The following is a 13,198-nucleotide window of genomic DNA, read 5'->3' on the forward strand; positions in this document are numbered from 1 at the left end:
AAAGTCCTGGCCGGCAGGCCAGGACTTTGTCATCAATCTGAAGGGCGCCCATAGGCGCCCTTGCTTTTACAGCTAACCGGAATAGCTTATTTTTTGCTGCCCGGCACGCTGAAACGCTTGTTGAAGCGCTCAACACGACCACCAGTATCAACAACACGTTGTTTACCCGTGTAGAACGGGTGGCATGCGCCACAAACGTCCAGGTTCAGGTCGTGACCCACGGTAGAATGGGTTTTGATAACATTACCGCAAGAGCAAGTTGCCGTAATTTCAACGTAATTCGGGTGAATACCTTTTTTCATGGGAAACCTCTGTTAAGGCCGTGTCGCTATCCAGCCCTGTTCCGCCAGACACCACACGAAAGTTGAGTAAGTAAGTTCATCATGCAAACAGCACAATGGCGGCGGATCATACAGAAACTGACAACCCGATGCAATCGCATCCACACATTATCACTCACAGCATGTACACTAGCGGCTTACATTATTTCACGCCTGTTCCAACCGGAGATGTCATGTCTGTCGCCCAGGTCGCATTGCCCGTGCCATTGGCACGTACATTCGATTATTTGTTCCCCGCTGCTGGCGTTCAGCCGCAAGTCGGTGTCCGCGTCAGCGTGTCCTTTGGTAACCGCAAAACAATTGGCATTGTTACCGCATTAAGCGAATCGAGCGAACTCCCGCTGGATCAGTTAAAGCCCGTGCATGCCGTATTGGATGATCAACCACTGTTTCCCGCCGGCCTGTGGCGTATTTTAATGTGGGCGGTAGATTATTACCACTATCCCATCGGCGAAGTCCTGTTCCATGCTCTGCCGATATTACTGCGTCAGGGGAAACCGGCCCATCGCGCGCCACTCTGGCAATGGTTCGCCACCGAACAAGGACGGGCTACCCCCCTGAGTTCGCTAAAACGCGCCCCCAAACAGCAGCAGGCGCTGGCTGCGCTTCTTCAGGCGCCGGTGTACCGCCACCAGGTCAGCGAAACCGAACTAACGGAAACCGCGTTCCAGGCCTTGCGCGGTAAAGGATTGTGCGATCTGAAAGCTGCCGAACGAGCCACGCATGACTGGCGTAAAGATTTCAGTACTGCGACAGAGCGTCTGCGGCTGAACACCGAGCAGGCTACCGCCGTCGGCGCCATCCGTAGTGAAGATAATCATTTTGCCGCCTGGTTGCTGGCCGGCATCACCGGCTCGGGCAAAACGGAAGTCTATCTCAGCGTGCTGGAAAATGTGCTGGCGCAGGGGAAACAGGCTCTGGTGCTGGTGCCGGAGATAGGTCTGACGCCGCAGACGATCGCCCGTTTCCGCGAGCGCTTCAACGCTCCCGTTGATGTGCTGCACTCCGGTCTGAATGACAGTGAACGTCTTGCTGTCTGGCTACGTGCCCGCAGTGGCGAAGCGGCGATTGTCATCGGTACGCGTTCGGCCCTGTTTACACCGTTTGCCCGGCTGGGACTGATCGTGATTGATGAAGAACATGACAGCTCATACAAACAGCAGGATGGCTGGCGTTATCATGCCCGCGATCTGGCGGTATTCCGCGCCAGAGAAGAAGATATCCCCATTGTGATGGGCACCGCGACGCCCGCGCTGGAAACGCTCTATAACGTACAAATCGGCAAATACCGTCAGTTGCGGCTCACCAAGCGCCCCGGCAACGCGATGCTGGCCCGCCAGCACATTCTCGATTTAAAGGGGCTCCCTCTCACAACCGGATTATCGCAGCCGCTCATTACCCGTATCCGACACCATCTGACGCAGGATAATCAGGTGATCCTGTTCCTTAACCGCCGGGGTTTCGCTCCGGTGGTCATGTGTCATGAATGCGGCTGGATTGCCGAATGCCAGCGCTGCGATCACTATTATACCCTGCATCAACACCAGCAAATGTTGCGCTGCCACCACTGCGACAGTCAGCGTCCGGTGCCGCATCAGTGCCCCGGCTGCGGTTCCACCAATCTGGTGCCTATCGGCCTCGGGACAGAACAGTTGGAACAAGCGTTGGCGCCGTTATTTCCTGACACGCCGATTACCCGTATCGACCGGGACACGACCAGCCGCAAAGGCACGCTCGAACATCAGCTGTCACAGGTGAGACAAGGCGGCGCCCGCATTCTGATCGGTACGCAAATGCTGGCAAAAGGACACCATTTTCCCGATGTCACGCTGGTTGCCCTGCTGGACGTCGACAGTTCACTGTTCTCTGCCGATTTTCGCGCGGCCGAGCGCTTCGCCCAGCTCTATACGCAGGTATCAGGCCGGGCCGGACGCGCCGGTAAAGCGGGGGAAGTCATCCTGCAAACGCACCACCCGAAACATCCTTTGCTGCAAATTCTGCTGCAACAGGGCTACGACGCCTTTGCCAGTCAGACCCTGAACGAGCGAAAAAGCGTTTTTCTCCCGCCTTTCACTAACCATATTCTGTTCCGCGCCGACGACCATGATAATCAGCAGGCGCCGCTCTTCCTCCAGCAGCTGCGCAATCTGTTGGAAGCCAGCCCCCTGCGCGATGAATCGCTCTGGCTGCTGGGCCCCGTTCCCGCGCTGCAACCCAAACGGGCAGGCCGTTTCCGCTGGCAATTGTTGTTACAACACCCTTCCCGGGCGCTGTTGCAACGGTTGGTCAAAACTTCCGTGGCGCTGATCAACACGCTGCCGCAAGCGCGCAAAGTGAAGTGGGTGTTAGATGTCGACCCGATAGACAGCTAGCATTTTCATACCCGGCATGCCGATGACAAATTCTTGCGAATCGCATCGAAAAACTGAAATTCATCACGTTTTACATGCAAATTAAGCAACAAAAATTGCGTTCAATCTGTTAAGTGTGTTCGTGAAGGCAGTATTCTGGAAATGATGACAACACGAAATTTGGCAACACCCTGGCACTGTCATTGAGCAATGGCGAGCAGTCATTACAGTCAGAAGGGGGAAGTAATAACATCCAGGCCGGTAGCGCCAGCTCAGGCTGACGCAAGGAGAAAAGCGTTGGAACAGAAGAAAGAAGTGACTACGGCGACAATGAAAGACGTCGCGGACGAAGCCGGTGTATCCACCGCCACGGTTTCCCGTACGTTGATGAATCCAGAAAAAGTCTCTGCGGCCACACGAAAAAAAGTAGAGCAGGCGGTTATTACTGTAGGATACTCTCCCCATGCGCTGGCCAGAAACCTTAAGCGTAATGAATCGCGAACCATTCTGGCCATCGTACCGGACATCTGCGATCCCTATTTTTCTGAAATATTCAGAGGGATTGAAGAAACCGCGGCGGAGCATGGTTATCTGGTCCTGATTGGCGATTGCGCTCATCAACACCGGAAAGAAAAAACCTTTATTGATTTGATTATCACCAAACAAATTGATGGCATGTTGCTGCTGGGCTCGGACCTGCCATTCGATGCCGGAAAAGAAGAGCAGCGCAATCTGCCTCCGATGGTTATGGCTAATGAATTCGCACCGGAGTTGGAACTGCCGACGGTCCATATCGATAATCTGACCGCCGCATTCGATGCCGTACACTATTTGCACCAGCTCGGCCATCAACGGATCGCCTGTATTGCCGGCCCCGAACGCATGCATCTGAGCCAATATCGGCTACAGGGCTATGTACAAGCGCTACGCCGCAGTGGCATCGCCGTCGATAACCAGTACATTATCCGGGGCGATTTCACGTATGAAACCGGCGTAAACGGTCTGATTGCGTTAATGAAACATCCGCTGCCGCCCAGCGCGATTTTCTGTCATAACGACATCATCGCGCTGGGCGTGCTGTCGCAGGCAAAAAAGATGGGGCTGGATATACCACGCGATATTTCCGTGGTCGGCTTTGACGACATCGATCAGGCACAGTATTGTTGGCCACCGCTGACAACAGTGGCACAGCCGCGTTATCGGATCGGCCGCGAGGCAATGCTGCTACTATTAGAGCAGCTACATGGTAATACCGTACGCAGCGGCTCGCGACTGCTGGCCAGTGAACTGGTGATACGGGAAAGCTCGGCAGCCCTGAATTATTCACGCAACAGGCTTTAAGAATTCAGGTGCTGGTCAAATATTTTAGGGTTCAGTAACATGGCCCCCTAATACCTTTATTCAATTCACAGCGAAACGACAGTGGCACAAAGAGACTATGTCAGCCGGGGCCGTTCAAATACGCGCCGGAAAAAGACAACCAGCCGAAGGAAAAGCAACGCTTCAGGAACGTCCAAAACCATGGTGGCTCTGGCTGTTGCCGTTTTGGTCACTTTTGCGGGTGGGCTGTATTTTATCGCCCATAATAAACCGGAAGAGTCGCCAGTACTGCCACATCAAAACGCAGCGGGTAAAGGCAATGGGTTACCGCCCAAGCCAGAGGAGCGTTGGCGTTACATTAAGGAACTGGAAAATCGGCAGTTAGGCGTCACATCGCCTACCGAGCCTTCCGCCGGCGGGGAGATTCAGTCACCGGTACAGCTGACGGATGAACAACGCCAGTTGCTGGAACAAATGCAATCGGATATGCGCCGTCAGCCAACTCAACTCTCAGAAGTGCCGTATAACGATCAGACTCAGGTTCCGCGCTCACAGGTGACGATCAAACCACCGACGCAACCCCCGGTGGCTACAACGCCGCCGCCGGTGACGCGGGCTCCGGTTACCACGACGCCGGCGGTGCCGGCCGCACCAAAACAGGACGTCGTTAAGCAAGAGCCAAAGCCAGAAAAAGAGAAAACACAGCGTTGGATCGTTCAATGTGGCTCATTCAAAACCATGGAGCCTGCCGAATCGGTGAGAGCGCAACTGGCGTTTGCCGGTATCGAAAGCCGAATCACCTCTAACGGTGGATGGAACCGCATCATGCTGGGACCTTACAATAACCGCGCCGCAGCGGACAGCATGTTGCAACGTCTCAAAGGCGCGGGCGCATCAAACTGTATCCCTCTCGCCAGTGGGGGTTGAAAAACCCCACGCCTTCCCCCATTTATGAAATCAATATGCCCCGCCGTCGTGGCGGGGGCCTTTTTCTTCAGTAACGGGGATTTACTCGTGACAACTATCGTAAGTATACGCCGCAACGGCCACGTGGTCATTGGCGGTGATGGGCAAGCCACGCTGGGCAACACCGTCATGAAAGGCAACGTGCGTAAAGTGCGCCGCCTCTACAACGATCGCGTTATTGCTGGCTTTGCTGGTGGTACAGCGGATGCATTCACCCTGTTCGAGCTTTTTGAGCGCAAACTGGAAATGCATCAGGGACATCTGGTGAAAGCAGCCGTAGAACTGGCGAAAGACTGGCGTACCGATCGCATGTTGCGCCGACTGGAAGCCTTGCTTGCCGTTGCTGATGAAAATGCTTCACTGATTATTACCGGTAATGGCGATGTCGTGCAGCCGGAAAACGATCTGATAGCTATCGGATCCGGTGGTCCGTATGCCCAGGCCGCCGCTCGCGCCTTACTCGAAAACACGGAATTGAGCGCACGGGATATTGTCGAGAAGTCGTTAAGTATTGCTGGCGATATCTGTATCTACACCAACCAGTTCCACACGATTGAAGAATTAGCCTCGAAGGCGTAAGGATCAACTATGTCTGAAATGACCCCGCGCGAAATAGTCAGCGAACTCGATAGTTATATTATCGGCCAGCACAACGCCAAACGCGCCGTAGCGATTGCCCTGCGTAACCGCTGGCGCCGGATGCAGTTGGAAGAAACGCTGCGCCATGAAGTCACCCCTAAAAACATTCTGATGATTGGCCCGACCGGCGTCGGTAAAACCGAAATTGCCCGTCGTCTGGCCAAACTGGCCAATGCCCCCTTCATCAAGGTTGAAGCCACCAAATTCACCGAAGTCGGCTATGTGGGTAAAGAAGTCGATTCGATTATCCGCGATCTGACGGATTCAGCGATAAAAATGGTGCGTCAGCAGTCCATTGAGAAAAACCGTTACCGCGCAGAGGAACTGGCGGAAGAACGTATTCTGGATGCTCTGATCCCGCCAGCGAAGAACAACTGGGGACAGGCAGAAGAAGCGGCTGAACCTTCTGCTGCGCGTCAGGCGTTCCGCAAGAAATTGCGCGAAGGCCAGTTGGACGATAAAGAAATTGAAATCGATCTGGCCGCTACACCCGTTGGCGTTGAAATCATGGCGCCTCCAGGCATGGAAGAGATGACCAACCAACTGCAATCCATGTTTCAGAATCTGGCGGGTCAGAAACAGAAAGCCCGTAAGGTGAAAATCAAGGAAGCCTTTAAGCTGCTGGTGGAAGAAGAAGCCGCCAAACTGGTCAATCCGGAAGAACTGAAGCAGCAGGCTATCGAAGCCGTCGAACAGCATGGCATCGTGTTTATTGATGAGATCGATAAAATTTGTAAACGCGGCGAAAGTTCTGGTCCGGACGTATCCCGTGAAGGCGTTCAGCGCGATCTGCTGCCTCTGGTTGAAGGTTGTACCGTCTCGACCAAACATGGCATGGTCAAAACCGACCACATCCTGTTTATCGCATCGGGCGCTTTCCAGGTTGCCAGCCCGTCCGATCTGATCCCGGAATTGCAGGGACGTCTGCCGATTCGTGTTGAATTGCAGGCGCTGACGACGGAAGATTTTGAGCGTATTCTGACGGAACCGAGCGCATCCCTGACCGAACAGTATAAAGCGCTAATGGCAACGGAAGGCGTCAACATTGAGTTTTCCGCGGAGGGTATTCGCCGTATAGCAGAAGCCGCATGGCAGGTTAACGAACGTACCGAAAACATCGGCGCGCGTCGTTTGCATACCGTATTGGAGCGTCTGATTGAAGATATTTCTTACGATGCCAGCGAAATGAGTGGTCAAAACGTTACTATTGACGCAGATTACGTACGTGGTCACCTGGATGAATTAGTAGCAGATGAAGATCTAAGCCGATTTATCTTATAATCCGTTTTACGGATCGTCCTGTTAACTATTAAGCGGGAGGCCTGGGCCTCCCGTTTGTGTTTATGGTTCTGTCGTTAAAGATATTATTTACTCATAAACAATAAAAATTGAAGCACACCATGACCTTATCAACCCATAGCAGTAAAACCAAAGCCTGGCTGGATAGTCTGCGTCCAAAAACGCTGCCATTAGCTTTCGCTTCTATCGTCACCGGCTCGGCGATTGCAAGCTGGCATAGCAGTTTTAAACCGGGTGTCGCATTACTGGCGTTACTCACCGCGGGATTACTACAGATTCTTTCCAATCTGGCAAATGACTATGGGGATGCGGTCAAAGGCAGCGACACCAAAGATCGCATCGGGCCATTACGGGGTATTCAAACCGGCGCCATTACGCTGTCTCAGTTGAGAAATGCGCTAATTGCAACCGTTGTCCTCACCGTTATTTCAGGCGTATCGCTGGTGATTCTCGCCTGTGAAAAACCAAGCGATATCATTGGTTTTCTGGTTCTGGGATTGCTGGCCATTCTTGCCGCCATCACCTATACCGTCGGCAATCGCCCTTACGGCTATATCGGGCTGGGTGATATCTCGGTACTGATATTTTTCGGCTGGCTCAGCGTTGCAGGCTCTTATTACCTGCAAACCGGCCATTTCGACAGCATCGTCATGTTGCCGGCCACCGCTTGCGGTTTGCTTGCTACCGCCGTATTGAACATTAATAACCTGCGGGATATCGACAATGACCGTCTCAGTGGAAAAAACACGCTGGCCGTTCGCCTCGGCGCGCAGAAAGCCCGCTGCTATCACACCCTGCTGTTGATGCTGGCGCCGTTCTGTCTCGGCCTGTTCGCCATGCTTTACCTGCATAGCCTGGCGGGCTGGCTCTTTCTCCTGACGCTACCGCTGCTGCTCAAGCAGGCCATTTACGTTCTGCGCGAAACCAGCGCGTTCAGCATGCGCCCAATGCTGGAAAAAACCGTCAAGGGCGCGCTGTTGACCAATCTTCTGTTTGCTGTCGGGGTTATGCTCAGCTAACGCTAAACGGAACGCATTCCCAGACTCGCGGATCGCTCCCCGGCAGTAGACGATGACCTGATGAATAACCGGGACAAAGCGCGGCGGCAATTTACTGATACGCATCAAGTTAACATTTGATGATTTTGCCAACACCCGCCAGAAAGGGATATACTCACTATCCCTGCGGGCAAACTGACATCAATCCTATGAAATACGATACTTCCGAACTGTGCGATATTTATCACGAAGAGGTTAACGTTGTTGAGCCTCTGTTCTCTAATTTTGGCGGGCGTACTTCATTTGGTGGCAAAATCACCACGGTGAAATGTTTTGAGGATAACGGCCTGCTTTATGATCTGTTAGAAGAAAATGGCATTGGGCGCGTACTCCTGATTGATGGCGGTGGCTCGGTACGTCGTGCCTTGCTCAACGCAGAACTGGCCAGATTGGCGACCCAGAATGAATGGGAAGGTATTGTCATCTATGGCGCCGTGCGTCAGGTGGACGATCTGGCGGAACTGGATATTGGCATCCAGGCCATGGCGGCTATTCCGGTCGGCGCAGCCAGCGAAGGAATTGGGGAAAGCGATATCCGGGTGAATTTTGGCGGGGTGACCTTTTTCTCCGGCGATCATCTGTATGCCGACAACACAGGGATTATTCTGGCGGAAGACCCGCTGGATATTGAATAATCCTCACGGCATCAGCAAACCGGTGCTGCCATATAACGTAATCCTGCGTAGGCAGAGATTGCGCTATATGGCGTCGGCAAAAGCTCAAAAAAGTGAGCTTCTGCCTTGCCGGAAGATTAAACTTCTTCCATCTTGCCTAGCAGCGCACGCAAACGATCTTGCCATACCTGCTGCTCTTCTTTCAGCTGTTCGTTCTCGCGCACCAGCGCTTCACGAGAACCCGCCGCCGCCTGAACGTCTTGTGACAAAGCGCTGTTTTGCTCCTTCAGCTCTTCGATTTCCATTTGTAACAGCGTGATCGTATCAATCGCCTGCTGAACTTTTGCTTCCAGCTTTTCAAACACTTCAAATGACATTCTTCAAACCCCTTTTAATCACAAGGCATAAATCGGTTAACGCTGCGCCATCACGTCCGCATGACCACAACACGACAGCACACCCTAATACGATGCCCGTTTAATACGCCTCTGGACATAACCTGATGGCGAGACTGGCCGTAGCTGAATTGTATGTAGCCAATGAATCCCTGTCTAGCAGGCATCCCACACAACGCAGAGTGTGACAGCTTTTATTTATTACCACTATCAGCACAAACTGAAAAAACGCGTTAATGACCTTTCACCGGGTAGCGAATGTTAATCATTGTATCGACGATTTAACATAATACGGGCGATACCAACCGTCAAATCACAAAATTTTAAGCGAATACGCACATTTTTTGACATACAACACACATTTTGATTTCGATATTTCTCGTTTTCGAACATTAACGATAAATTCACATTATAAAAACTTTTAAAGCAGAAGTTGCCGTTTACGGTGACCTTACGATCCCTACCATTCTGTCCCTAACAGCAGGAAAACAATATGAGCAAATCAGAACGTTCAACCTTAAAAGGCCAGTGTATCGCCGAGTTTCTAGGTACTGGCCTGTTGATTTTCTTTGGCGTGGGCTGTGTTGCCGCCCTGAGTCTGACCGGCGCCAGCTTCGGCCAATGGGAAATCAGCGTTATCTGGGGCCTGGGAGTGGCGATGGCTATCTATCTGACGGCCGCCATTTCCGGTGCGCATCTTAACCCCGCCGTCACTGTCGCCCTATGGCTGTTTGCCTGTTTCGATGGCAAGAAAGTCATTCCCTATATTCTCTCTCAATTCGCGGGAGCCTTCTGTTCCGCCGCCCTGGTCTACGGTCTGTATTACAATTTGTTCGTGGATTTTGAACAAACACATAATATGGTGCGCGGTAGCGTGGAGAGCCTGAACCTCGCCGGTGTCTTCTCGACGTATCCCAACGTACATATTTCAGTCATACAGGCGTTTCTGATTGAAACGGTGATCACCGCGATCCTGATGTGTCTGATTCTGGCGCTGACTGACGACGGTAACGGTATCCCTCGCGGGCCACTGGCGCCGTTGCTGATCGGTATTTTGATCGCCGTCATCGGCGCCTCAATGGGGCCGCTCACCGGCTTTGCATTGAACCCGGCGCGTGACTTTGGGCCAAAACTGTTTGCCTCTCTGGCAGGATGGGGAGAGATTGCCCTCACCGGTGGACGTGATATTCCGTACTTCCTGGTACCCATTTTTGGTCCACTGGTCGGTGCTTGCCTGGGTGCGGTAGGCTACCGTGCATTGATCGGCCGTCACCTGCCGTGCGATGTGTGTGAAGCCGACACAACGGCGGGTACAGAAACCCACTAACATTTAGTGCTACAGCAATTACCCTTTTGCGGTTAACCATTACAGGATTGGATTTATGAACCCGGAAAAAAAATACATTGTCGCGCTCGATCAAGGAACCACCAGTTCTCGTGCCGTTGTTCTGGACCACGATGCCAACATTATCAGCGTCTCACAGCGTGAATTCAGCCAAATTTATCCAAAAGCGGGTTGGGTAGAACACGATCCCATGGAAATTTGGGCATCACAAAGTTCGACGTTGGTAGAAGTACTGGCCAAAGCGGATATCAACGCAGATGAAGTGGCGGGTATCGGCATCACCAACCAGCGCGAAACCACCATTGTGTGGGAAAAAGAGACCGGCAAGCCAATTTATAACGCTATCGTCTGGCAATGTCGCCGAACGGCGGAGATCTGTGAACAGCTCAAGAAAAGCGGTCTGGAAGAGTACGTTCGTAACACCACCGGACTGGTCGTTGACCCTTACTTCTCCGGTACCAAGGTGAAATGGATTCTGGATCACGTTGAGGGCGCGCGTGAACGCGCCCAGCGTGGAGAACTACTGTTTGGTACGGTTGATACGTGGTTGATCTGGAAAATGACGCAAGGGCGCGTTCACGTCACGGACTACACCAACGCCTCCCGCACCATGCTGTTCAATATCCATACGCTTGAGTGGGATGAACGTATGTTGCAGGCACTGGATATTCCCCGCGCTATGCTGCCGGAAGTACGTGCCTCCTCCGAAGTTTATGGACAAACCAACATCGGCGGCAAGGGCGGCACACGTATTCCGATTGCCGGTATTGCGGGCGATCAGCAGGCGGCCCTGTATGGTCAGCTTTGCGTCCATCCCGGTATGGCGAAAAACACCTACGGCACGGGTTGCTTCCTGCTGATGAATACCGGTACTGAAGCGGTACTGTCCAAACATGGCCTGCTCACCACCATTGCCTGTGGCCCACGTGGTGAAGTCAATTACGCGCTGGAAGGATCCGTTTTCGTCGGTGGCGCATCAATTCAGTGGCTGCGCGATGAGCTGAAGCTGATTGGCGAATCCATGGACTCAGAATATTTCGCCACCAAGGTGAAGGACACCAACGGCGTCTACGTCGTTCCCGCCTTCACTGGCCTGGGCGCCCCTTATTGGGACCCGTATGCACGCGGCGCGATCTTCGGTCTGACCCGTGGCGTCAACGCTAATCACATTATCCGCGCCACGCTGGAGTCCATCGCGTTCCAAACCCGCGATGTACTGGATGCCATGCAGGCAGACGCGGATACCCGCCTGAAAGCACTGCGTGTAGACGGTGGGGCCGTCGCGAACAACTTCCTGATGCAATTCCAGTCCGATATTCTCGGCACCCGCGTTGAACGTCCCGAAGTGCGTGAAGTCACCGCGTTGGGCGCCGCCTTCCTGGCTGGTCTGGCAACCGGATTCTGGAACGATCTGGATGAAGTGAAAAGCAAAGCCACTATTGAGCGTGAATTCCGCCCCAGTATTGAAACCGTGGAGCGTAACTACCGTTATAGCGGTTGGCAGAAAGCCGTTGCCCGCGCCCGTGACTGGGAAGAGCACGACGCATGATGTTTCTCCGGGCGCGCCTGTCGCGCGCCCATTTTCAGCGCGGCAAGGTTACACCGCAACCAGCATGCCGCCATCCACAAACAACAGATGACCGTTGACAAAATCAGACGCTTTTGACGACAGATAAACGGCAGCGCCAACCAACTCCTCTGGATCCCCCCAGCGGGCGGCGGGAGTACGCTTGCACAACCAATTGGTAAACGCTTCATCCTCGACCAACGCCTTGGTCATGTCCGTCTTAAAATAGCCGGGAGCGATGCCATTAACCTGAATATTATAGCGCGCCAATTCGACGCACATCCCGCGCGTCAGCATTTTTACCGCTCCCTTTGAGGCCGCATAAGGCGTAATCGTGTCCCGCCCCAGTTCGCTTTGCATAGAACAGATATTAATAATTTTTCCACGCTGGCGTTCCACCATATAACGAGAAACTGCCTGTGAAACCAGAAAGACGGATTTTTGATTCACATTAATCACATCGTCCCAATCCTTTTCCGGAAAATCATTGAAGGGATGACGACGCTGAATACCCGCGTTATTAATTAATACATCAATTTCTCCAATTTTTTCCTCAATAAACTGAACCGAGCGACTGACAGCCTGATGATTAGTCACATCAAAAGCACAGGCGTGAGCCGTATAACCTAAATCCCGCAGTTGGCCGGCGGCATGTTCAGCCCGCGCATCAGTAATGTCATTAATAATAATTTCCGCGCCATACTCTGCCAGCCCTCTCGCCAGCAAAAAACCAATTCCTTGTGCAGAACCGGTAATAAGTACTTTTCTTTTTTCCAATGAAAATAAATTTTTCATAATAATATCCTGATAGCCGAACTGAATTACTTTATACCCGTCTTTATTTTCAAACTCAGACGGCCATATATACAAACTTCACACATTACGCTACGTTTCTATTAAATGAGGATGGTGAAACACTCATTAAACCAAAACACCCGGAGATGTTTATTTGAAAGGTAATATTATCAAACCGTTTTATTCACGTTAAAACCGTGACAAATATCACTCAAGAGAATGTTACGATAAGGTGTTACCACTTCCGTGATCGGAATCGCGCCGATACGGCCTGATTAAGCATAATTATTCCTCACAATATCATTCCAACGAAAAGAAAAATAACATGATTAATAAAGGCGGCGATTATTCATCCTGCGGTGTATGTTACCTTTAGCGCCTTTGGTAACACTTTTCTATCTCAGGAAGGCATAGCGAACCATCGCCGCGCCTTTTCATGCCATTTCCCCTGTATTTTCCTGCCTGAAAGCCTTGCTGTCAGGGTTAAATGCCAGGCCGATCACGTTGC

The 13,198-nt window shown here is 52.3% G+C and carries 12 protein-coding genes; 9 read left to right on the plus strand and 3 right to left on the minus strand.

Going from position 1 to position 13,198, the window contains the following annotated elements:
• Positions 1-86 precede the first annotated feature (86 nt).
• On the minus strand, positions 87-302 hold the full coding sequence (rpmE, locus tag DDT52_RS15440; protein ID WP_136157145.1) for a 50S ribosomal protein L31: 216 nt from the start codon (positions 300-302) through the stop codon (positions 87-89).
• A gap of 212 nt (positions 303-514) precedes the next feature.
• On the opposite strand from rpmE, the gene priA reads away from it, so the two are divergent.
• The 7 genes from priA to rraA all read left to right on the plus strand — a co-directional run bounded on the left by priA (position 515) and on the right by rraA (position 8,609).
• Positions 515-2,713: a primosomal protein N' gene (gene priA, locus DDT52_RS15445; protein WP_136157146.1), complete on the plus strand. Its 2,199-nt coding sequence runs from the start codon at positions 515-517 to the stop codon at positions 2,711-2,713.
• A gap of 276 nt (positions 2,714-2,989) precedes the next feature.
• Positions 2,990-4,033, plus strand: a complete 1,044-nt coding sequence (gene cytR / locus DDT52_RS15450) for a DNA-binding transcriptional regulator CytR (RefSeq protein WP_109491291.1) — start codon at positions 2,990-2,992, stop codon at positions 4,031-4,033.
• A gap of 81 nt (positions 4,034-4,114) precedes the next feature.
• A complete protein-coding gene (gene ftsN, locus DDT52_RS15455) occupies positions 4,115-4,939 on the plus strand; it encodes a cell division protein FtsN (protein ID WP_136157147.1) in 825 nt (274 codons plus the stop codon).
• An 87-nt stretch (positions 4,940-5,026) separates the two neighbouring features.
• Positions 5,027-5,557, plus strand: a complete 531-nt coding sequence (hslV, locus tag DDT52_RS15460; RefSeq protein WP_136157148.1) for an ATP-dependent protease subunit HslV — start codon at positions 5,027-5,029, stop codon at positions 5,555-5,557.
• A 9-nt stretch (positions 5,558-5,566) separates the two neighbouring features.
• A complete protein-coding gene (gene hslU, locus DDT52_RS15465; RefSeq protein ID WP_136157149.1) occupies positions 5,567-6,898 on the plus strand; it encodes an ATP-dependent protease ATPase subunit HslU in 1,332 nt (443 codons plus the stop codon).
• Between the two features lie 119 nt (positions 6,899-7,017).
• Entirely contained in the window at positions 7,018-7,935 is a 918-nt protein-coding gene (locus DDT52_RS15470) for a 1,4-dihydroxy-2-naphthoate polyprenyltransferase (RefSeq protein ID WP_109491288.1), read from the plus strand.
• Between the two features lie 188 nt (positions 7,936-8,123).
• The gene (gene rraA / locus DDT52_RS15475; RefSeq protein WP_136157150.1) at positions 8,124-8,609 is read left to right on the plus strand and encodes a ribonuclease E activity regulator RraA; all 486 of its coding nucleotides are present in this window, start codon (positions 8,124-8,126) and stop codon (positions 8,607-8,609) included.
• A gap of 116 nt (positions 8,610-8,725) precedes the next feature.
• On the opposite strand, the gene zapB is transcribed toward rraA, so the two are convergent.
• Positions 8,726-8,965: a septal ring assembly protein ZapB gene (gene zapB / locus DDT52_RS15480; protein WP_109491286.1), complete on the minus strand. Its 240-nt coding sequence runs from the start codon at positions 8,963-8,965 to the stop codon at positions 8,726-8,728.
• A 511-nt stretch (positions 8,966-9,476) separates the two neighbouring features.
• On the opposite strand from zapB, the gene DDT52_RS15485 reads away from it, so the two are divergent.
• The gene (locus tag DDT52_RS15485; protein ID WP_136157151.1) at positions 9,477-10,310 is read left to right on the plus strand and encodes an MIP/aquaporin family protein; all 834 of its coding nucleotides are present in this window, start codon (positions 9,477-9,479) and stop codon (positions 10,308-10,310) included.
• Positions 10,311-10,365: 55 nt separating this feature from the next.
• Entirely contained in the window at positions 10,366-11,877 is a 1,512-nt protein-coding gene (gene glpK, locus DDT52_RS15490; protein WP_136157152.1) for a glycerol kinase GlpK, read from the plus strand.
• Positions 11,878-11,925: 48 nt separating this feature from the next.
• On the opposite strand, the gene idnO is transcribed toward glpK, so the two are convergent.
• Positions 11,926-12,690: a gluconate 5-dehydrogenase gene (idnO, locus tag DDT52_RS15495; protein WP_136157153.1), complete on the minus strand. Its 765-nt coding sequence runs from the start codon at positions 12,688-12,690 to the stop codon at positions 11,926-11,928.
• Between the last annotated feature and the right edge of the window lie 508 nt (positions 12,691-13,198).

Source organism: Brenneria roseae subsp. roseae, from assembly GCF_003115845.1.
In the GTDB taxonomy this organism is placed as follows: Bacteria; Pseudomonadota; Gammaproteobacteria; order Enterobacterales; family Enterobacteriaceae; genus Brenneria; species Brenneria roseae.

Coding starts and splice junctions, on each gene's coding strand:
- idnO (WP_136157153.1), bottom strand. CDS start 12,690: ATGAAAAATTTATTTTCATTGGAAAAAAGAAAAGTACTTATTACCGGT.
- zapB (WP_109491286.1), bottom strand. CDS start 8,965: ATGTCATTTGAAGTGTTTGAAAAGCTGGAAGCAAAAGTTCAGCAGGCG.
- priA (WP_136157146.1), top strand. CDS start 515: ATGTCTGTCGCCCAGGTCGCATTGCCCGTGCCATTGGCACGTACATTC.
- hslU (WP_136157149.1), top strand. CDS start 5,567: ATGTCTGAAATGACCCCGCGCGAAATAGTCAGCGAACTCGATAGTTAT.
- rpmE (WP_136157145.1), bottom strand. CDS start 302: ATGAAAAAAGGTATTCACCCGAATTACGTTGAAATTACGGCAACTTGC.
- DDT52_RS15485 (WP_136157151.1), top strand. CDS start 9,477: ATGAGCAAATCAGAACGTTCAACCTTAAAAGGCCAGTGTATCGCCGAG.
- glpK (WP_136157152.1), top strand. CDS start 10,366: ATGAACCCGGAAAAAAAATACATTGTCGCGCTCGATCAAGGAACCACC.
- rraA (WP_136157150.1), top strand. CDS start 8,124: ATGAAATACGATACTTCCGAACTGTGCGATATTTATCACGAAGAGGTT.
- DDT52_RS15470 (WP_109491288.1), top strand. CDS start 7,018: ATGACCTTATCAACCCATAGCAGTAAAACCAAAGCCTGGCTGGATAGT.